At 60.4% G+C, this 19,201-nt stretch carries 16 protein-coding genes; 9 read left to right on the plus strand and 7 right to left on the minus strand.

Going from position 1 to position 19,201, the window contains the following annotated elements:
• Positions 1-144 precede the first annotated feature (144 nt).
• Complete coding sequence (locus BLR20_RS02895) at positions 145-576, plus strand: DNA methylase (protein ID WP_010429916.1); 432 nt, start codon at positions 145-147, stop codon at positions 574-576.
• On the plus strand, positions 576-1,313 hold the full coding sequence (locus tag BLR20_RS02900; RefSeq protein WP_054992875.1) for a DUF72 domain-containing protein: 738 nt from the start codon (positions 576-578) through the stop codon (positions 1,311-1,313). The genes BLR20_RS02895 and BLR20_RS02900 overlap by 1 nt, the downstream gene beginning before the upstream one ends.
• Before the next feature lie 22 nt (positions 1,314-1,335).
• On the opposite strand, the gene BLR20_RS02905 is transcribed toward BLR20_RS02900, so the two are convergent.
• The 4 genes from BLR20_RS02905 to mqo form a co-directional block, all read right to left on the minus strand.
• Positions 1,336-1,713: a response regulator gene (locus tag BLR20_RS02905; protein ID WP_010429923.1), complete on the minus strand. Its 378-nt coding sequence runs from the start codon at positions 1,711-1,713 to the stop codon at positions 1,336-1,338.
• Positions 1,710-4,694: an ATP-binding protein gene (locus BLR20_RS02910; RefSeq protein ID WP_054992918.1), complete on the minus strand. Its 2,985-nt coding sequence runs from the start codon at positions 4,692-4,694 to the stop codon at positions 1,710-1,712. Before BLR20_RS02910 ends, BLR20_RS02905 begins: the two co-directional genes overlap by 4 nt.
• A 397-nt stretch (positions 4,695-5,091) precedes the next feature.
• Positions 5,092-5,328 carry a hypothetical protein gene (locus tag BLR20_RS02915; protein ID WP_032613938.1) on the minus strand — a complete coding sequence of 79 codons (237 nt, stop codon included), beginning with the start codon at positions 5,326-5,328 and terminating at the stop codon, positions 5,092-5,094.
• 156 nt (positions 5,329-5,484) lie between these two features.
• A complete protein-coding gene (gene mqo, locus BLR20_RS02920) occupies positions 5,485-7,128 on the minus strand; it encodes a malate dehydrogenase (quinone) (RefSeq protein WP_054992917.1) in 1,644 nt (547 codons plus the stop codon).
• 890 nt (positions 7,129-8,018) lie between these two features.
• Between mqo and BLR20_RS02925 the strand changes: the two genes are divergently transcribed.
• From BLR20_RS02925 to BLR20_RS02940, 4 genes are read left to right on the plus strand one after another with little or no spacing between them, the layout of a single operon-like run.
• Complete coding sequence (locus BLR20_RS02925) at positions 8,019-8,699, plus strand: (2Fe-2S)-binding protein (RefSeq protein WP_054992874.1); 681 nt, start codon at positions 8,019-8,021, stop codon at positions 8,697-8,699.
• Positions 8,699-9,682: an FAD binding domain-containing protein gene (locus BLR20_RS02930; RefSeq protein WP_032613940.1), complete on the plus strand. Its 984-nt coding sequence runs from the start codon at positions 8,699-8,701 to the stop codon at positions 9,680-9,682. The genes BLR20_RS02925 and BLR20_RS02930 overlap by 1 nt, the downstream gene beginning before the upstream one ends.
• Positions 9,683-9,691: 9 nt before the next feature.
• A complete protein-coding gene (locus BLR20_RS02935) occupies positions 9,692-11,908 on the plus strand; it encodes a xanthine dehydrogenase family protein molybdopterin-binding subunit (protein WP_054992873.1) in 2,217 nt (738 codons plus the stop codon).
• 2 nt (positions 11,909-11,910) lie between these two features.
• Positions 11,911-12,879 carry an XdhC family protein gene (locus BLR20_RS02940; protein WP_010429938.1) on the plus strand — a complete coding sequence of 323 codons (969 nt, stop codon included), beginning with the start codon at positions 11,911-11,913 and terminating at the stop codon, positions 12,877-12,879.
• Here BLR20_RS02940 and BLR20_RS02945 read toward each other — a convergent pair.
• On the minus strand, positions 12,860-13,483 hold the full coding sequence (locus tag BLR20_RS02945; protein WP_054992872.1) for a nucleotidyltransferase family protein: 624 nt from the start codon (positions 13,481-13,483) through the stop codon (positions 12,860-12,862). The genes BLR20_RS02940 and BLR20_RS02945 overlap by 20 nt on opposite strands.
• A 140-nt stretch (positions 13,484-13,623) precedes the next feature.
• On the opposite strand from BLR20_RS02945, the gene BLR20_RS02950 reads away from it, so the two are divergent.
• The gene (locus tag BLR20_RS02950; RefSeq protein WP_003410134.1) at positions 13,624-14,208 is read left to right on the plus strand and encodes a flavin reductase family protein; all 585 of its coding nucleotides are present in this window, start codon (positions 13,624-13,626) and stop codon (positions 14,206-14,208) included.
• Positions 14,209-14,679: 471 nt separating this feature from the next.
• On the opposite strand, the gene BLR20_RS02955 is transcribed toward BLR20_RS02950, so the two are convergent.
• Positions 14,680-16,071: an aldehyde dehydrogenase family protein gene (locus BLR20_RS02955; RefSeq protein ID WP_054992871.1), complete on the minus strand. Its 1,392-nt coding sequence runs from the start codon at positions 16,069-16,071 to the stop codon at positions 14,680-14,682.
• Between the two features lie 101 nt (positions 16,072-16,172).
• Here BLR20_RS02955 and ptrR point away from each other — a divergent pair, with 101 nt between their 5' ends.
• Positions 16,173-17,051, plus strand: a complete 879-nt coding sequence (ptrR, locus tag BLR20_RS02960) for a putrescine utilization regulator PtrR (protein WP_032613950.1) — start codon at positions 16,173-16,175, stop codon at positions 17,049-17,051.
• 5 nt (positions 17,052-17,056) lie between these two features.
• Here the strand turns inward: ptrR and BLR20_RS02965 are convergent, their stop codons facing one another.
• Positions 17,057-18,151 carry a tartrate dehydrogenase gene (locus BLR20_RS02965; RefSeq protein ID WP_054992870.1) on the minus strand — a complete coding sequence of 365 codons (1,095 nt, stop codon included), beginning with the start codon at positions 18,149-18,151 and terminating at the stop codon, positions 17,057-17,059.
• A 124-nt stretch (positions 18,152-18,275) separates the two neighbouring features.
• Here BLR20_RS02965 and BLR20_RS02970 point away from each other — a divergent pair, with 124 nt between their 5' ends.
• Positions 18,276-19,190: a LysR substrate-binding domain-containing protein gene (locus BLR20_RS02970; RefSeq protein WP_054992869.1), complete on the plus strand. Its 915-nt coding sequence runs from the start codon at positions 18,276-18,278 to the stop codon at positions 19,188-19,190.
• The last annotated feature ends 11 nt before the right edge of the window (positions 19,191-19,201 follow it).

Genomic DNA, 19,201 nt, shown 5'->3' on the forward strand with positions numbered 1-19,201 from the left:
ACTTGGCAGTCAAGCCGAATACCGTCTGTCGCCCGTTCGACGTTATTTGAAAACCCCTGCTGATGAGGAGCGGTCGGTTGTACCACAAGGACCGTGCTCGAACGGCGCGTCCGGTGGCTGCAGCAGCGAGGTGTAACAGACGTCATGAAACGAACCATTGATGCTGCAGAGTTGAATATCTGTTTCAGCGAGGACCTCGAAAAGGCCTTGTTCAAGTGGTTTGTCGCCAGCTTCCTGATGGGCAAGCGCATTCAGGCCGACATAGCCTGCGAGGCCTACCGCGTTATCGTCGAAAAACACCAGCGCGACACCCCGCGCAAGCTTGCTCACTGCACTCACCGAGAGCTGGTCGCCATGCTCGGGCAGGCCCATTACGTGCGCTACGACGAGTCAACGGCGTATCGATTGTCTGCGCTGTGCGCCAAGCTCAATGACGATTACGCGGGCAAGATAGGCCGAATCCGCGAAGTGAGTGAGGACCGGGCGCACTTCGAGAAGCGACTCTGCGAGTTCGCCGGCGTCGGTCCCAAGACCGTTGAAATCTTCATGCGTGAGGCCGGCAAGGTGCTGTATTGATGATGCCGGGGCTTTATATCGGCTGTGCAGGCTGGAGCCTGGCGCGTGAGCACTGGCCCGACTTCCCTGACGAAGGCAGCCACTTGCAGCGCTATGCCTCGCGCTTCAACGCGGTCGAGATCAACAGCTCGTTCTATCGCCCTCACCGCGCTCAGACCTACGCACGCTGGGCGCAGTCGGTGCCCGCCGGGTTTCGCTTCTCGGTCAAGGTGCCGAAACTCATCACTCACGAACACCGCCTGCGAGGATGCGAGGTCGCGCTGACCACGTTTCTTTCTCAATGTACTGCGCTGGGTGACAAGTTGGGCTGTCTGTTGGTCCAGCTTCCGCCCTCACTGGAATACGCACCACCAATAGCTGACGAGTTTTTCAGAGCATTACGCAGTCAGTACGCCGGGAGGGTGGTATTGGAACCGCGCCATGAATCCTGGCGGCAGGCTCAGGCGCTGCTGATCGAGCATCGCATTGCGCAGGTGGCTGCCGATCCTGGCGTCATCAGTGAAGGACACCTGCCCGGTGGCTGGCAGGGGGCTCACTATTGGCGCCTGCACGGTGCGCCGAAAATTTATCACAGCGCCTATTCGGTCGAGCGTCTGGACGGTCTGGCTGGGCAGATGTCGACTGCTGTGGCGGCGGGAATCGACACCTGGTGCATCTTCGACAACACGGCCAGCGGAGCCGCTGTCCGGGATGCGCTAACGCTGCAGTCAATTGTCGCTCACCTTAGGGCCAGGTGACGGTCGCCAACGGCCGTGATGTTCAGACCTGAAGCAGCTCATGCAATGCTTCGTTCAGTTGCTCGGCGCTAAACGGCTTGGCGACGCAGCGCCGGTCAATCCACGTGTCGGGGATCCCCAGCCGCCCGTACCCGGAACAAAACATGAAGGGTATGCCGCGGTCGGCAATGGCGGCGGCTATCGGGAACGAGTTGCCGCCGATAATGTTGATATCCAGGATGGCCAGGTCGTACTCGCCGTGACGCGCATATTCAACGCCGTCGTTCAGCGTGCTTGCGTGGTAGGCGGTCGCGAAACCCAAGTCCTCGAGCATCATTTCCATCAACATCGCGAGCATGGTCTCGTCTTCCACCAACAGCACTTTGGGGAGCGAGGTCTGATCGTCTGATTCTGAACTCATAAGCTACTTTCCGTTTTGTCTGGCCAAGGGATCAGCATTGACCAGATGATCCCAGTACGGGCGAACTGCATGTCGGCCTGGCCTTTGAGTTCTCGCTCGATGCTGCGGCGTATCAAGCGCAAGCCAAAGCCTTTCACAGTGGTTGCGACGACTGGCGGGCCGCCTGTTTCTCTCCATTCGATCTTCAGCGTGGGGGGAGTGTGTTCGGCCGTCAGCGTAGAGGTCACCGTCACCTGGCCTGCCGCAGAAGAAAGTGCACCGTGTTGCACTGCATTGGCCATCAGCTCATGGAGCACCATGGAAAGTGTCAGTGAAAAACGCGGTTCCAGGGTCACCGGATCGCCTTCGAAACTGATCCTGTGTACCCCCGCGTCTACCTCCTGCAACTGCTCTATCAGGTCGACCAGTTCGGTGGAAATCCATTCTGCACGCGCCAGTGCATCGTGCGCCTGGCTCAGGGCAAACAGGCGCGCATCGAAGCTCTTGTGAAAGGAGCCCAGCGACGCAGAGCTATTTACGGTGAGAGAAGCTATGGCCTGGACGGTCGCCAGGGTGTTTTTCACCCGGTGGTTCAGTTCGTTCAGCAAACCGGCGCGGGTCAGACGATCTTCCAGTTGCTGGCGTTCGAGCTTGCTGGAGATCGATTGCGCCAGCCGATGAGTCGTACCGCTCTGCTTTAGAAATGTCGTTTCGCCAACGCCGTCCAGCCCCTGATGCACGGGCAGGGTGAAGGAAAATACACTTCCCGAATCTACTGAGCTGTCGGCCCACAGACGGCCGCCGTGGGCAGTGATGATGCCTTGGCATATATACAAGCCAAGGCCGTTGCCGCGTGGGTTGCCCTCTTTGACGGACCAGTAGCGCTGGAAAATGAAAGGCAGGTGTTCGACCGGGATGCCGATTCCGTCATCACTGACCCTGAACAGCACTTCGTTCTGATCGGCGACCGCGTCGATGTTGATTCGGCCACCTTTCGGGGTGAACTTGATGGCGTTACCGACCAGGTTGGAAAGCACCTGAAAGATTCGCTCCGGGTCCGCATTGATCACCAGGCCTTGCGCGGCGGTGCAGTTGAGCTCGATGTTCTTTTCGGTGGTCAGCATCACCAGCAGGCTGCAGGCTTCTTCCAACAGGCTGGTGACACTCAGCGGCAGGCGCGAGAGCTGATAACGGCCGGCTTCGATCTGAGCGGTATCGAGCAGGTCTTCCAGCAGGCTGTTCATGCGGGTCGTGGCTTTCTCGATGGTGCCCAGCGCACGCCGGATATTGCGATTTTCAAAGTGCGTGTCGCCCACCGCCCAGCGTTGCATCATGCCGCACTGCATGATGATGATCGACATCGGGTTGCGCAGGTCATGGGAGACCACGGCGACCAGCTCATCACGCAAACGAACCGCCTCCTGTTCGCGCTGCACCTGACGTTCCAGGTCGCTCTCCAGAGCTGAACGACGAATGTCTTCAGCGCCATACAGATCTGCGCGCGACCACGGGCTGGCAATGCCGGTAACCTCCTGCTCCCAGATATCGAAAGACTGCCTTGGGTGCAGGCGATGGCTCGCGGAACTCTCCAGGCTGGTGCTGACATGGTGGGTCGGGTTGCCGCTCCAGTTCATCGTCGAGGTGAGTTGGGCACGAAACCACATCACTGCGTTATCAATCGGCTTGGGCAGCGTGAACGCGATGACGCCGCTCGCGACGTCTCTGTAAGCGGCGCTGTTGGCAAGCTCCCTCTGCATGGAGTTGGTGTGGAAAACCCCCAACCCCTGCAAGCCCGTCGCCCGCTGTCTGGTCCGTTGATGCGCCAGGCCGGTGTCGCGTATCCAGGTGTACAGCTCACGCACTTGTTCGATTGAAGGGCAGGTGCCGAACAGGTGAACCTGTTCGTCAATCAGCACAGCCGCACCGTCTGCCAGGGTCAGCGACATGAGAAGTTCGGGCCGGCTCACCAGCCCGTCGAGCACTTCGTGATTGGCACGACTCATGGCGTCTGCCAGTTGCCCGAGCAGGACAACTTTCTCTTCCCGCTCGCGCTGGATATTAGTCGCGACAATGGCAGAAATTTTCACCGACAGTAACTGACCGATCATCGCGCAGGCATCGCGCAGCTCTCTGGAGACCAACAACGGTTCGGGGTGACCGCAGGCAACCAGGCCCCAGAGCTCGCCGCCATCCAGCAGCGATATGCTCATCGACGAGCGCACGCCCATGTTCTTGAGGTATTCGCAATGCACCGGAGACACACTGCGCAGCGTCGAGAAGCCCAGGTCGAGCGGTTCCCCTGTCGTCGGGCGCAGGGTCGGTATCAGGGGCACGGGGACGTAGGTAGCGTCCGGAATCACCCGGATCCAGTTCAGCCGATACAGCTCTCGCGCCTGGGCGGGAATGTCCGAACCGGGGAAGTTCAAGCCGCTGTAGCTGGGCAGTGGCCCGGTCAGCGCCTGGGCGACGACTTTGCCATGACCCTCGGGCTCGAACCGGTAAATCATCACCCGGTCATAGCCGGTAAGCGCCTGAATCTCGTGCACACTGATATCGAACAGCGTTTCCAGCGTGGTGGCGGCCTGCAGGTTGCGCAACACCCTGGTAATGATTCTGGACTGCCCATGACCGGTTTCCACGAAAGGCTCCAGCTCGATAATCAGCACGTCGTCGGTACGCTGCAGCGAGGCGCTGTAGTGGGCCGTTCCGATCGTCAGTTTTATCGGGTCCAGGTTTGGGGCAGCGGGGTGGCTGTACGCATGGTCGACGAGGGCCGACTGTTCGGACGCCAGCAGCCATGACAAAGGCTTGCCCAGCAACTCGTCAGCGGCCATTCCGAGTTCTGTCGCGCAATTGGCGCTGACCTGTTCAATGCAAAGGGGATCGCCTGCAACGCTGAGCAATACGCCATGCGGCTGAATCGCGCCAGGAACACGGATCGGCTCTCGGGCACATTCGGCAAGCGCAGCTTCAAGCGCTGCGTCAGGCGTTGCATCCAGCATGTCCTTGATCAATTGCGTGAACTCCACAGGGTGTTTCAGCCGGGAACAGCCAGCCGCTGCTTGGGACGAAGCGCAGTCGTTCGACGCTGAACGCGATTCAGATGATTTTTTGTCGGCCGCAACGGAAATTTGGGCGGCCAGCGGCCCGGATGGACAGCGCAAGAAAATGCGAGGTTGCCGCGAAAGTGCGGCGTGGAGACCTGGATGACGCGCTCTGCTGATACAAGCCAGAGATAGAAGGAAGTGGGTCACCATAACAGGTGCCCGTTGGACGCGTGGTTTTAACTGACTATGAGGGGAAATGCCTGCCAGTTGGCAGGTATGGGCTTTTAAGGCCCTGCCTGCCGTTTTCAGCGAATTATCGGCAAGGGTGGGTTGCTATGGACCCGCTGGGCAATCAGCCCTGGCCGTTCAACTTGCGCTCGAGCTCACGATTTTTAGCGCGAAGCGTTTCGGCATCCTGCTCTTTTTCCTTGATGGACGTCGGGGTGATGACCTTGTCCACGCCTTCGGTTTCTGGGGTTTCCTGCGCAATGTCCTTGCGCACCACATCAACCGGCTTGCCGGACTGGTCTGTCGTTGGCGCGGACTGTTCAGGCGTGTAGCTGGAAGGCTTGTCAGTATGCTTGCTCATTGCAGTTCCTCTCTGTGTGTCGTCCTGATTGGAGGAATGAACGCAGCGAAGAGTTCGACGTGTTTTCATGTCGGCAAGGTTTGCTTGTGCAACGGCTTGCAAAAAAAAGCCCCGCCAGACAGGGTCTGGCGGGGCTTTGCTCAAGCTGTGAAAGCCTTAGAGCGCCATGTCACTGGCTGGATTGCTTTTCGCTGGCTGGGCAGCAGGTGCAGGTGTTGGAGCATTACCTGTCTTGTTCACCGGCGGTGGCGGAGTCAGCTGCAGGACTTCGGATGTGTAAGCCCATTCCTCGGCAACACGGTCCGGATTGTTATTCAGCTTGGTGCCGTAGCTAGGCACGATCTGGTGCAGTTTTGCCTGCCATTCCGGAGTCGCTACCTTGTCCTTGAAGACTTTCTCAAGCACGCCCAGCATGATCGGCGCTGCAGTCGAAGCACCTGGCGAAGCACCCAGCAGACCGGCAATGCTGCCGTCCTTGGAAGCAACGATTTCGGTACCCAGCTTCAGAACGCCGCCTTTCTCTTCGTCGCGCTTGATGATCTGTACGCGCTGACCGGCTTGCATCAGGCGCCAGTCTTCTTTCTTGGCGTTCGGGAAGTATTCTTTCAGAGCAGCGAAGCGATCGTCGTCAGACATCATCACCTGACCGGCGAGGTATTCGATCAGCGGGTACTGTTCGATACCGACGCGAGTCATCGGCCACACGTTATGCGTGGTGGTGCTGGTCAGCAGGTCGAAGTAGGAACCGTTTTTCAGGAACTTGGTCGAGAAGGTCGCGAATGGGCCAAACAGGATCACGCGCTTGCCGTCCAGAACACGGGTGTCCAGGTGCGGAACCGACATGGGTGGCGCGCCAGTGGACGCGATACCGTAGGCCTTGCCCATGTGCTGCATGGCCAGGGTCTGGTTGTCAGTGACAAGCCACGAACCGCCGACCGGGAAGCCGCCGTATTCCTTGGCTTCGGGAATACCGGATTCCTGCAGCAGATGCAGAGCTGCACCGCCGGCACCGATGAACAGGAACTTGGTGTCTGTCTCGGTAACGGTACCGTCTTTCAGGTTCTTGTACTTGACGCGCCAGGTGCCGTCGTCGTTGTGATTGATGCCTTCGACTTCGCTCGACAACTGCAGATTGAAATTCTGCTTGGCTTTCAGGTTGGAGACGAACTGACGGGTGATCTCGCCGAAGTTGACGTCGGTGCCGATCGGGCTCCAGGTCACGGCCAGCTTCTGTGCCGGGTCACGACCTTCCATCATCAGCGGGACCCACTTCTTGATCTGCTCGTGGTCCTCGGAGTACTGCATGCCGCTGAACAGCGGGCTGGCTTGCAATGCTGCGTAACGCTTGCGCAGGAACTGGATGTTGTTGTCGCCCCACACGAAGCTCATGTGCGGCGTGGAGTTGATGAACGAACGCGGGTCTTTCAGAACGCCGGTCTTGACCTGCCAGGACCAGAACTGACGGGAGATCTGGAACGCTTCGTTGATCTCGATGGCCTTGGAGATGTCGACGTTGCCGTTCTTGTCTTCAGGGGTGTAGTTCAGTTCGGCGAGCGCCGAGTGACCTGTACCGGCGTTGTTCCAGCCGTTGGAGCTTTCTTCGGCGACGCCGTCGAGGCGCTCGACCATTTCCATCGACCAGCTCGGCTCCAGCTCGTTGAGCCAGACGGCGAGGGTGGCACTCATGATGCCGCCGCCGACGAGGAGTACGTCGACTTTCTTGGTTTCAGCCGCCTGCACGGGCATCAGGCCCATGGAAATGGCCAGACCCAGGAGGGCCGTGTTCACTTTCTTAAACATTCTGTCATCCATCTGATAAACGCCATCCGCCGACTACTCCTGGGGAAACGGCCTGTCACATGCAGCGAAGCCTGCGACAAACACTCGCACCCACGGGGACTAGAGGTGGACATACAAGGCCAATATAATACCGCTCGAGACCTCAATTTATGTCCTGCTGCGCTGACTTCTTATCATCATTGGATTCAGCGTCATGAGTGACATTTGCTCTGTTGGTGTGCTGCGATGCCCGAGAGTCTTCCTCCCTGAGCTACTTGCGAGACACACCTGGTCAGCCTGTTCACGGAGTCTGAGACGCCGCGTCGGAGCATGGAGGCACGCTTGACGCGCAATTTTATCAACGCGTACTGCGACACACCCTCGGTGGCATACCGGCAAAGACGCGGTATTTTCGCATAATGTGCACCCCCGTTGCGAGGTGCCATCATCAAATTGGCCACGAATGGCTTGATTTAGACACTTCACGGCCTTCCACTGCCTATCTGTATCGTCATTTTCCTCCGGGTCTTTAGCCGCCTGTCGTATATGGCTGCCGCTCGATCCGGACATCTCCCCGAATAGCACGCTCATCCGGCTCTTGTGCATTCATGAGCCATGCTCATAACGACGTGTGCATTTGCCTGACTAATCAGCGCGCCGACCTCCTGTTAGGGTCCGTATACGGCCGCCATGCCCGTGGTTGCAATGTTCGGATACAGGCGTCCGTCAAACAGTTGGAACTTTAGAAGCGCAGACCAGTTAAACACTTATAACGGGTGATAGCGTTTTGGCTTTGATCACCCCCCTGAAATACAGGCAGCACGTCAGTGAGCAGGAGTACGCCCACGCCGCTGACTACACCATAACGCCCGTCGCTTTACAGCAGCGACGGCTATTACCGAGTGATCCTGATGACCGAACCCAAGAAGCACAAGGAAACTGCTGTCGACAGCAGTGCCGTGCAGCCCTCACGCCGAAACTTTCTGAAGTTCGGTGCGTCCGGCATCGCAGCGGCCACGCTGTCTACCTGGATACCTTCCGACGGCATGCTGCAGGCGGCGCCTCTGGCACCTGCGGCCCCCGTGGTCGAAGACAGTGACGCACCTGCAGCGGGTGAGCAGCGCATTCAGTTGAAGGTCAATGGCCAGGTTCATACCCTGAACGTGCCGGCCAATGCGGTTCTGCTCGATGTGCTGCGTGACCGCCTGCAACTGACGGGCACCAAGAAGGGCTGCGATCATGGTCAGTGCGGCGCCTGCACGCTGTTGGTCAACGGCCTGGCGATCAACTCCTGTCTGTCGATCGCCGTTCAGCATCAGGGCGACAGCATTACCACCATCGAAGGGCTGGCCGAGGGCGGCAAGCTGCACCCGGTGCAGGAAGCGTTCTGGGAACACGACGCCTACCAGTGTGGTTATTGCACCTCAGGACAGATCATGAGCGCGGTCGCAATTCTCAAGGACCCGAACATTGCGTCCGACGACGCCAGCGTCAGGGAGGCCATGAGCGGCAATATCTGCCGTTGCGGTGCCTACAAGAACATTCTGTCTGCCGTGCAGTCTGCGCGCTCGAAAATGGGAGGCGCCGCCTGATGCGAACTTTCGATTACGCTCGCGCCGCTTCGCCCGCGCAGGCTTTCAGCACAGCCTCCGGTGACGGGCAACGCTTCTACCTCGCCGGTGGCACCACGCTGCTGGATCTGGTCAAGCTCGACGTGATGCAGCCGCAGCAGCTGGTGGACATCAATCATCTGGCGTTGAAACAGGTCGAGTCGCTGCCTGATGGGCGCCTGCGCATCGGTGCGCTGGTCAGCAATACCGACCTGGCCAGCCACTCGCTGGTGCAGCAGCGCTACCCGGTGCTGTCCGAAGCGATTCTTGCCGGTGCTTCGACCCAATTGCGCAACAAGGCGACCACCGCCGGCAATCTCATGCAGCGTGTGCGCTGCCCGTACTTCCGTGACGGTATTTCAGCCTGTAACAAGCGCCAACCGGGCTCCGGTTGTGCAGCCATCGGCGGGATGAACCGCAGTGTGCACGCGGTGCTGGGCACCAGCGATCACTGCATTGCCACGCATCCGTCAGACATGTGTGTGGGCATGGCGGCCATCGGCGGGCAGGTTACTGTCCAGGGCGCCAATGGCTCGCGTGATATCCCGTTCGCTGACTTTCATTTGCTGCCCGGCGATACGCCAGAGCGCGAACATGCCCTGGCGCCCCATGAGCTCATTACTCATGTGACCCTCGACGCGCCGCTATCAGGCAGCCGCTCGTCTTACCTGAAGCTGCGCGACCGTACTTCTTACCAGTTCGCTCTGGCGTCCAGTGCCGTGATTCTGGTGATGGACGGCAAACGCATTGCCGATGCGCGCATTGCGCTGGGCGGCGTGGGCACCAAGCCATGGCGTGCCTTGGAAGCCGAACGTGCGCTGATCGGTCAACGTGCCGACCTCGACACCTTCGCGCAGGTCGCAGCGCTGGCGATGAAGGGCTCGCGGGCTTATGAACACAACGCCTTCAAGATCCCGCTGGGTCAGCAGGTCATCGTCCGCAACCTTCGTGACCTTACGGCCTAGGAATATCTCATGAGCGAAAACATCATTGGTGTGCCGCAGCGTCGTATCGACGGCGGCAAGAAAGTCAGTGGTCAGGCGCGCTATGCCGCAGACCATCCGATGGGCAAGATGCTTTACGCCTATGGCGTCTACAGCACTATCGCCAACGGGCGTGTAGTGGCGATAAAGGATCAGCAGGCCAAGGCGATGCCTGGCGTGGTCGATATCTTTCATCATGACAACTTCCCCTCGTTGCACCGTACTCCGAACACCAAGCTGAGCTTTGCCAAGATGCTCTCGGCCAGCAAGGCAGACGAGCATCGCCTGCCGTTCGAGGATGACCGTGTCTACTACCCAGGCCAGTTCGTGGCCCTGGTGGTGGCCGAGAGCTTCGAGCAGGCGAGGGCGGCGGCCTATCGCGTGACGGTTGATTACGACGAGCGTCCGGCGGTCAAGGACCTTGACGAGGGTATGCGTGTCAATGGCGCCCGCGATGGCGGTGCAGGGCACAATCGAGGCAACCCGGACAGCGCCTTCGACGGCGCAAAAGTGAAAGTCGATCAGACCTACACCACACCGGTTGAAGTGCACAACCCGATGGAAATGCACGCCAGTACCGCGTGGTGGCAGGACGGCAAGCTGTTTGTCTATGAAAGCACCCAGGGCGTGGTCAACCACCGCAACCTGTTGGCCAACGTCTTTGACCTTTCCCCCGACCGTGTGGAAGTGCGCGCGCCCTTCATTGGCTCGGGCTTTGGCGGCAAGCTGTGGCCGTGGCCGCATTCGGTCGCAGCCTGCGCCGCTGCCAAAGTCACCGGGCGCCCGGTGCAACTGGTGCTGCCGCGTGCGCAGATGTTCACCACCGTGGGTCATCGTCCGGAAACTCGCCAGCGCCTGCGTCTGGCCACCGATGCGAGCGGCAAGCTGGTGTCGATTCGTCACGAGTCGTTCAACAACACGTCGATGCTCGATGACTACACCGAAAACTGCGGTGGCGTGACCAAGAGTCTGTATGCCTGCGATAACGTGCTGGTCAGCCACAAGATCAGCCCCATCAACCGCGGCACGCCGACCTCCATGCGTGCGCCGGGTGCGGCACCGGGCCTGTTTGCACTGGAGTCGGCCATTGATGAAATGGCCTTGGCCAGTGGCATGGACCCTTTGGCATTCCGCAAGTTGAACCTCTCTGACAAGGATCAGAGCGCAGGCTTGCCGTGGTCCAGCAATCACTTGCCCGAAGCCATCGACAAGGCAGCCGAGCGGTTTGGCTGGCACGCGCGCAAGGCCGACGTCGGTTCGATGCGCGAAGGCGATGAAATCATCGGCTACGGCATGGGCGCGTGCAACTGGGAAGCCTATCAGGTGCCCACCGATGCGCGGGTGATTCTGCGTTCCGACGGCACGGCGCTGGCTCAGTGCGGCTTGCAGGACATCGGCACCGGCACCTACACCATCGTCGCGCAGACCGTCAGCCAGTTGACCGGCATTCCCATGGAGCGCGTTGAAGTGGAACTGGGCAGCTCTTCCTTCCCGGCAGGCCCGGTGTCCGGTGGCTCCTGGGTCACCGCCAGCGTGATGCCGGCGATTGCCGGCGCCACCCGCGAAGCTTTGCAGAAGCTGCGCCAGTACGCCGTCAGCAAGGATGCAGTGTTCGCCGGACAGGACGCCGAAGCGATCAAGGTCGAGAACGGTCAACTGGTCATGGGCGAGCAGCGTGCGAGCTTCGTCGATGTGCTGAACGGTCAACGTCTGTCGCGTGCCGAGGGCACCTTCCAGAGCGGCATGCCTGAATCGGGCAAGTACTCATTCCGCTCGTTCGGTGTGCATTTTGTCGAGGTGCGCTGGGACCCGGGTATTTCCAGCCTGCGCGTCTCTCGGGTGGTCAGCGCCATTGACGTGGGCAAAGTGATCAACCCGCTGGCGGCACGCAATCAGGTGGAAGGCGCGATTGTGATGGGCATCGGCATGGCCTTGTTCGAGGCCGGTGAATACGATCCGCGCAACGGCATGCCGGTCAATAACAACTATGCCGAGTACGTGGTGCCGGTGCATGCCGATCAACCGGACATCGACGTCTTGCTGCTCGATTATCCGGACTACAACCTGGGTGAATTCGGCGCACGAGGCATCGGCGAGATAGGTGTGACCGGGCTGGCCGCTGCGGTGGCCAATGCGGTGTATCACGCGACGGGCAAACGCGTGCGCAGCCTGCCGATCAGCAAGGAAAAACTGATGGCAGGGTTGTAGTCATGAAACAGCTTGATTTGCAGGTTGTACAACAGGCACGTGACTGGCTGGCCAGCGGCAAGCCCGTCTGGCTGTGCACGGTTCTTTCCACATTCGGCTCGGCCCCGCGCGGGCCGGGAGCGATGCTGGTGGCGCTGGGCAGCGGTGAGCATCGCGGCTCTCTGTCGGGTGGTTGCGTGGAAGAGGACTTTCTTGAGCGCGTTGCTGCGGGGCAGTTCGAGCCAGTCAATCAGGTGGTTCGCTACGGCGACGGCGGCTTCGCGCCAACGCGGGCCTTGCCGTGCGGCGGTGTGCTGGATGTGTTGATTGAGTTCATCGCGCCGGGGCCTGAAGCCGATGCGCATCTGGCGGCCATCGAGCAGGCGCTGGCCGGTCGCGAGCTGGTCAGCAGGCAGGTGCACCTGGGTGGTGTGCAGAGAGAGATCGGGACTGCGACGATGGGCGAGTCGCGTGTGCAGATCGATGGCGAACGCATCAGTATCCGCATGGGCGCGGTGTATCGCGTACTGCTTGCCGGACTGTCGCCGGTGGCGGAGTTTTGTGCCAGTTTTGCCGTTGCGATGGGCTATGAGGTCATCGTCTGTGACCCTCGTGTCGAGGTCACTTCAGGGTTTTCAATGCCGGGTGTCGAGGTGCGTGGCGTGCTGCCTGCGGTGTTCATTGCCGAGGGCGGCTGCCACAGCTCGACGGCCGTGCTGGCACTGACGCACGATCCGAAGCTTGACGATCTGAGCATGCTCGAGGCGGTACGTACCGAGGCATTCTACATAGGCGCGATGGGCTCGATGCGCACCAGCAGCAAACGCCTGGAGCGTCTGGGGCGGATTGGCGGGCTGGACGCTCAGGTACTGGATCGGATCCACGCGCCTATCGGCCTGAATCTGGGCAGCAAGACACCTTCCGAGATCGCCATTGCGGTGATGGCTGACATCCTGCGGGTGGCCAATGGTGTCAGTCGCGCCGAGGTGTGAGGTGTTGCCGGCAGGCTTCTGCCAGCGCTGACGGGGTGTCTGCGTCGCGCAGGATGCCAGGGTCATCGCAATGCAGTACGTCACACACCTCGGGATTGTCGATGATCAGGGCCTTCGCGCCCTGATCGCCTTCCAGCTTCAGCAGCGCTGGCCAGAAGTGTCGGCCGATGATCACCGGGTGGCCGCGCTGGCCCTCGTGCATGGGCAGGGCGATGCGCTGAGGATCGGCCATTCCGGCCAGGTCATGCAGGGTCTGCGGCTGTATCCAGGGCATGTCCGCGAGGACAATGGCGACCGCATCGGCAGAGGAGTCCATCACTGCCGCAACCGCGCTGGCCAGGCTATGGCCCATGCCCAGTTCGGCGTGTTCGCTGCGGATGATCGTGACGTTCGAGGCAATCCCCAGCGCATCCGCCTGGTCATCAGGACGTAATACCACCGCCGTTTTGCCGAATGCGCTTTGCGCGTTTTCCAGGCTTGCCGTCAGCAGGGTCCGCCCGCAGGGCAGAAGCGCCTGCCGTTTGTCACCGGCAAAGCGCCTGCTGCGGCCCGCTGCGAGGACCAGGGCGAACACTTCGGGTATCTGGCTGTCTATCCTGCTCAATCCGAAACCTTATGAGTGGGTGAAAGGAGAGGACGCGCGCGGCTTGCTTGGCGCACCCTGCAGTTCTGCTGATGTACGCACAATGCCTTATTTCGCTGCCTTGCCGGTAGCGGCACGAATCATGTTTTCGAGGGTTTCAAGTGGACAATCATATTCGTCCTGTCGAGCTGGAAAAAGCCTACCGTTTGCTCAACCACGGGCCGACTGTGCTGGTCTCATCCAGCCACGAGGGCACGCATAACGTCATGGCTGCGGCCTGGGCCTGCGCGCTGGATTTCTCGCCACCGAAGGTGACGCTGGTGATCGACAAGATGACCAAGACCCGTGGGCTGGTGGAGAAAAGCGGCTACTTTGCCTTGCAGGTGCCCAATCTGGATCAATTACAGATGACCTTCGACGTCGGCACCCAGAGCAAGGTCTTCACCCCGGACAAGCTGGACAAGGCCAACGTGGACCTGTTCCGCATCGACGGTCACGACTCGCCGCTGGTCGCAGGCTGCTCGGCGTGGCTGATCTGCAAAGTCATTCCCGAGCCGCACAATCAGCAGACCTACGACCTGTTCATCGGCGAGGTCGTCGGCGCCTGGGCCGATACCCGTGTGTTCAAAGACGGGCACTGGGAATTTGAAAAAGCCGATCCGAAATGGCGCAGCCTGCATTACGTCGCAGGCGGGCATTTCTACACGATTGGTGAGCCTGCGGTGGTGGAAACGGGGGACGAATAATCGCGATGTCTGGCTCTGACGATCTTCGCCGACCGTACGGGCCTCTTCGTGAGCAAGCTCACTCCCACTCCCCGATACACACCGGCTCCCGTGGATGCCAGCTCACTCACTCCCACACACCGCTCACGTGGGAGCGAGCTTGCTCGCGAAGGCAGACTGACTGACCAGCAAATACCCAGCGGCTGCACCAATCTCTTCTGAGCAAGCTCACTCACTCCCATACACATGGCTCTTGTGGGAGCGAGCTTGCTCGCGAAGGCGGACTGACTGATCAGCAGATACCCAGAGGCTGCACCAATCTCTTCTGAGCAAGCTCACTCACTGCATACACATGGCTCCCGCGGGAGCGAGCGTGCTCGCGAAGGCAGGTTGACTGATCAGCAGATATCCAGCGGCTGCACCAGCCTCTTCGTGAGCAATGCGGATCGCAGCGCTGGTCAGTCCTGCAACGGCTGTTTACCTGCTGGACCCTCAGTGACGATCCCGCCACACGGTCTGCGCATTGCAGAACTCGCGTACACCGAAGTGCGACAACTCACGGCCAAAGCCGCTTTTCTTTACGCCGCCGAACGTCACGCGCGGGTCTGAAGCGCTGTAGCCGTTGATGAACACACCGCCGGTTTCCAGTTCCTCGGTCATGCGCTCGGCCAGTTGCAGGTCGCGGGTATAAATCGTCGCGGTCAGGCCGAAGTCACTGTCATTCGCCAGCTCCAGGGCGTGCTGCGCGTCGCGTGCGGTGATGATCGACGCAACCGGCCCGAACAGCTCCTGCCTGAACGAGGTCATCCGGTCGGTAACGTCACCGAGCACGGTCGGTTGATAATAATTGCCCTGGCCTTCCGCCTTTTTGCCGCCCAACAGCAGTGTGGCGCCTTCGGCGAGCGTGTCCTGCACTTGAGTATCCAGCTCGTCGCGCAGATCGAAGCGCGCCATGGGGCCAATGTAGGTTTCGCTGGAGAGGGGATCGCCCGTCACCAGTTGACGCGTTTGCTCGACGAACCGGCGGGTGAATTCCTCGACCACACCTTGCTCGATGATCAGCCGCTTGGCCGCTGCACAGACCTGCCCGGTGTTCTGGAAGCGGCCAATCACCGCTGCCTTCACAGCCTGATCCAGATCTGCGTCATTGAGCACGATGAACGGGTCGGAGCCGCCCAGTTCCAGCACGCACTTCTTCAGTGCCGCGCCGGCCTGAGCGCCGATGGCCTCGCCGGCACGCACGCTGCCGGTCAGTGTGACCGCTGCGATGCGCGGGTCGGCAATGGCGTTTGAAACGCCTTCCGGGGTCACGTTGATGACTTCGAACACACCCTCCGGGAAGCCGGCACGCTTGAACGCGTCGAGCATCAGGTAAGCGCAACCCATTACGTTGGGCGCGTGCTTGAGCACGTAGGTATTGCCAGCCAGCAGGGTCGGAATCGCGCCGCGCAGCACTTGCCAGATCGGGAAATTCCACGGCATTACCGCGAGAACGGGGCCCAGCGGACGGTACTCGATACGCGCCTTGTCATTCTCGACCTGCGTCGCTTCGGCCACCAGCATCGCCGGGCCTTGCGCCGCGTACCAGTCGCACAACTGCGCGCATTTCTCGACTTCGCCTTTGGCCTGGGCAATGGGCTTGCCCATTTCCTGGCTGATCATGCGGGCGATGTTTTCGACGTCATCGCGCAGGGCCTGACCCATGGCGACGATCAGTTGCGCACGTTGCTGAACCGGTGTGCGCTTCCAGCCTGCAAAACCGGCAGCCGCTCGCGACAGGCTGTGATCCAGCGCAGCGGCAGATTCGAAAGCGTAGTGGCCGATCTGCTCGCCGGTGGCAGGGTTGATCGAGATTGCATGGGTGTTGCTGGTGACAGTAGTCATTGCGCCATCCTGTTGAGGTGGAAGTGGCACCAGAATATAGGCGTGCAATGCTTTCTAAAACTGAATAATAATGATCGTAACGTTCATTTTTGGAGAATGATATGGATCTGGTTCAGCTGGAGATCTTCAAGGCGGTGGCTGAACACGGCAGCATCAGCGTCGCCGCTCAGCACATCCATCGAGTGCCCTCGAACCTGACCACGCGCATCAAGCAACTGGAGCAGGACCTGGGCGTCGACCTGTTCATTCGCGAGAAGCACCGCTTGCGCCTGTCTCCCGCCGGCTGGAATTTTCTCGACTACACGCGACGTATCCTGGATCTGGTGCAGGAAGCGCGCTCGGCCGTTTCCGGCGAGGAGCCACAGGGACCTTTTGCCTTGGGATCGCTGGAAAGCACGGCTGCGGTCAGAATTCCTGCGCTGCTGGCCGCCTACAACCAGCAGAACGCCAAGGTCGAGCTGGACCTTTCCACCGGCCCGTCCGGAACCATGATCGACGGCGTGCTGGCCGGTCGACTGGTCGCTGCCTTCGTCGACGGCCCGGTGCAGCATCCATCGCTCGAGGGCGTGCCGGTCTTCGAAGAAGAAATGGTCATCATCGCGCCGCTCAATCATGCACCGGTCAAGCGCGGGCGCGATGTCAGCGGAGAGAGTATCTATGCGTTTCGTGCCAACTGCTCGTACCGCCATCACTTTGAACGCTGGTTCACCGAAGACGCGGCAGTGCCGGGCAAGATCCACGAAATGGAGTCCTACCACGGCATGCTCGCCTGCGTCAGCGCCGGTGCCGGGCTGGCGCTGATGCCGCGCAGCATGCTGGAAAGCATGCCCGGTTGCGCCACGGTCAGTATCTGGCCTCTGTCCGAGAAGTTTCGCTATCTGCACACCTGGCTGATCTGGCGACGCGGCACGGTGTCGCGCAGCCTGACTCGCTTTGTCGAGTTGCTGGAGCAGCGCAGCGAGCCAGCGAACGTTGAGTAAAACACTTAACGGACCGCAGAAACCCGCTCGGCAATCGCCGCACCGACTTGCTGAGTCGAAAGCGTGCCGCCTAGATCCGGCGTGACATCGCCGCTGGCGATCACTTGCTCGATAGCGGTGATGATCTCGTCGTGGGCCGCGGTGAAACGTTGATCGCCCTGGCCGAGGAATTCGAGCATGAGCGCACCTGACCAGATCATGGCGATCGGGTTGGCGATATTCTTGCCGAAAATGTCCGGGGCCGAGCCGTGAACCGGTTCGAACAGCGACGGGAAGTGGCGCTCGGGATTGAGGTTGGCTGACGGCGCAATGCCGATGGTGCCTGCGCAGGCCGGGCCGAGGTCGCTGAGGATGTCGCCGAACAGATTGGACGCCACTACCACGTCGAAGCGTTCGGGTTGCAGCACGAAACGGGCGCAGAGAATGTCGATGTGTTGCTTGTCCCAGCTGATGCCGGGGTACTGGCTGGCCATCGCTTCGGTGCGCTTGTCCCAGTACGGCATGCTGATGGCCATGCCATTGGATTTGGTCGCCGAGGTCACGTGCTTGCGCTCGCGTTTGCTGGCCATCTCGAAGGCGAACTTGAGAATGCGGTCGACACCACGACGGGTGAACACCGATTCCTGCAACACGAATTCGTTTTCGGTGTTTTCGAACATGATCCCGCCCAGCGACGAGTATTCACCTTCGGTGTTTTCCCGGACCACGACAAAGTCGATGTCGCCCGGTTCGCGATTGGCCAGCGGGCAGGGGACGCCGGGAAACAGCCGCACCGGACGGATATTCGCGTACTGGTCGAATTCGCGGCGAAACTTGAGCAGCGAGCCCCACAGCGAGATGTGATCCGGGACCTTTTCCGGCCAGCCGACGGCGCCGAAGAAGATCGAGTCAAAGCCTTTGAGCTGTTCGAACCAGTCGTCCGGCATCATCTTGCCGTGTTTCAGGTAGTAATCGCAGCTGGCCCATTCGAAGTATTCGAACTCCAGTTCCAGCCCGTGCCGTGCGGCGGCGGCCTGCACCACGCGTACACCTTCAGGTAGCACTTCCAGGCCGATGCCGTCACCAGCGATGGCAGCAATATGCAGTTTCTTGTTGTTCATGGCGGCGCTCTCTATGAATCCATCCATTACGGATGGGCGATGAATGAGTTGCACAGGCCATCCATGCTATAAGCGCACGATATAAAGATAATCAGCTGATTAATGGACTGAGAAAACACGAATCGTGAATAAATACCCCAGCCTCGATGATTTGAATGTGTTCGTTCATGTGGCCCGGCGTTCAAGTTTCGTCGGGGCTGCGGACGAGCTGGGCATGTCCGCTGCCTATGTCAGCAAGCGCATCCGTTTGCTGGAGCAGGGCATGGGTGTGGTGTTGCTGCACCGCTCGACCCGGCAGGTGTCGATTACCGAAGATGGCGAGCGCGTCTACGAGTGGGCCAGAGGCATGCTTGATTCAGTGCAGCAGATGGGCGACGAAGTGGCTGCCCTGCATGGCGAGCCGAGTGGCTTGTTGCGGGTCGTCAGCAGCCAGGGCTTTGGCCGGCGTTTCGTCGCGCCTGCGTTGTCGGAGCTGGCCGCGCGTTATCCGAAGCTGGATATCCGTCTGGACATTCAGGACCGGCTGGTCGATCTGGTCGAGGAGGGCGTCGATCTGGATATCCGCGTCGGCAACGAAATCGCCCCGCAGCTGCGCGCCAGGCATCTGGCCAGCAACTGGCGTGTTCTGTGCGCGAGCCCCGTCTACCTCAACCGTCATGGCACGCCGCTTAATCTTGGCGAGCTGGCCAATCATGATTGCCTGGTGATCAAGGAGCGCGACCGGCCGTTCGGCATCTGGCACCTCAACGGGCCGCAGGGTGCCGAAACCGTCAAGGTGACCGGCAGCCTGTCCACCAACCACGGCGAAATCGCCCGCCAGTGGTGCCTGGACGGGCGCGGGGTGTTACTGCGTTCGCTGTGGGATGTGCGCACTGACCTGGCCGAGGGCCGGCTGGTTCAGGTGTTGCCGGATTACCGTCAGGATGCAGACATCTGGGCGGTGCATACATCACCGCTGATGAGTTCGGCCAAGGTCCGCGTCACGGTGGAGTTTCTGCGCGACTACCTTGCCCTGCATCCTTCGCCCGTCAACCACTGAGGCACGCAATG

It is taken from the genome of Pseudomonas congelans (assembly GCF_900103225.1).
GTDB classification, from domain to species: Bacteria; Pseudomonadota; Gammaproteobacteria; order Pseudomonadales; family Pseudomonadaceae; genus Aquipseudomonas; species Aquipseudomonas congelans.

Coding starts and splice junctions, on each gene's coding strand:
- BLR20_RS02930 (WP_032613940.1), top strand. CDS start 8,699: ATGCGAACTTTCGATTACGCTCGCGCCGCTTCGCCCGCGCAGGCTTTC.
- BLR20_RS02910 (WP_054992918.1), bottom strand. CDS start 4,694: ATGCTGGATGCAACGCCTGACGCAGCGCTTGAAGCTGCGCTTGCCGAA.
- ptrR (WP_032613950.1), top strand. CDS start 16,173: ATGGATCTGGTTCAGCTGGAGATCTTCAAGGCGGTGGCTGAACACGGC.
- BLR20_RS02935 (WP_054992873.1), top strand. CDS start 9,692: ATGAGCGAAAACATCATTGGTGTGCCGCAGCGTCGTATCGACGGCGGC.
- BLR20_RS02900 (WP_054992875.1), top strand. CDS start 576: ATGATGCCGGGGCTTTATATCGGCTGTGCAGGCTGGAGCCTGGCGCGT.
- BLR20_RS02915 (WP_032613938.1), bottom strand. CDS start 5,328: ATGAGCAAGCATACTGACAAGCCTTCCAGCTACACGCCTGAACAGTCC.
- BLR20_RS02895 (WP_010429916.1), top strand. CDS start 145: ATGAAACGAACCATTGATGCTGCAGAGTTGAATATCTGTTTCAGCGAG.
- BLR20_RS02940 (WP_010429938.1), top strand. CDS start 11,911: ATGAAACAGCTTGATTTGCAGGTTGTACAACAGGCACGTGACTGGCTG.
- BLR20_RS02905 (WP_010429923.1), bottom strand. CDS start 1,713: ATGAGTTCAGAATCAGACGATCAGACCTCGCTCCCCAAAGTGCTGTTG.
- BLR20_RS02925 (WP_054992874.1), top strand. CDS start 8,019: ATGACCGAACCCAAGAAGCACAAGGAAACTGCTGTCGACAGCAGTGCC.
- BLR20_RS02955 (WP_054992871.1), bottom strand. CDS start 16,071: ATGACTACTGTCACCAGCAACACCCATGCAATCTCGATCAACCCTGCC.
- mqo (WP_054992917.1), bottom strand. CDS start 7,128: ATGTTTAAGAAAGTGAACACGGCCCTCCTGGGTCTGGCCATTTCCATG.
- BLR20_RS02965 (WP_054992870.1), bottom strand. CDS start 18,151: ATGAACAACAAGAAACTGCATATTGCTGCCATCGCTGGTGACGGCATC.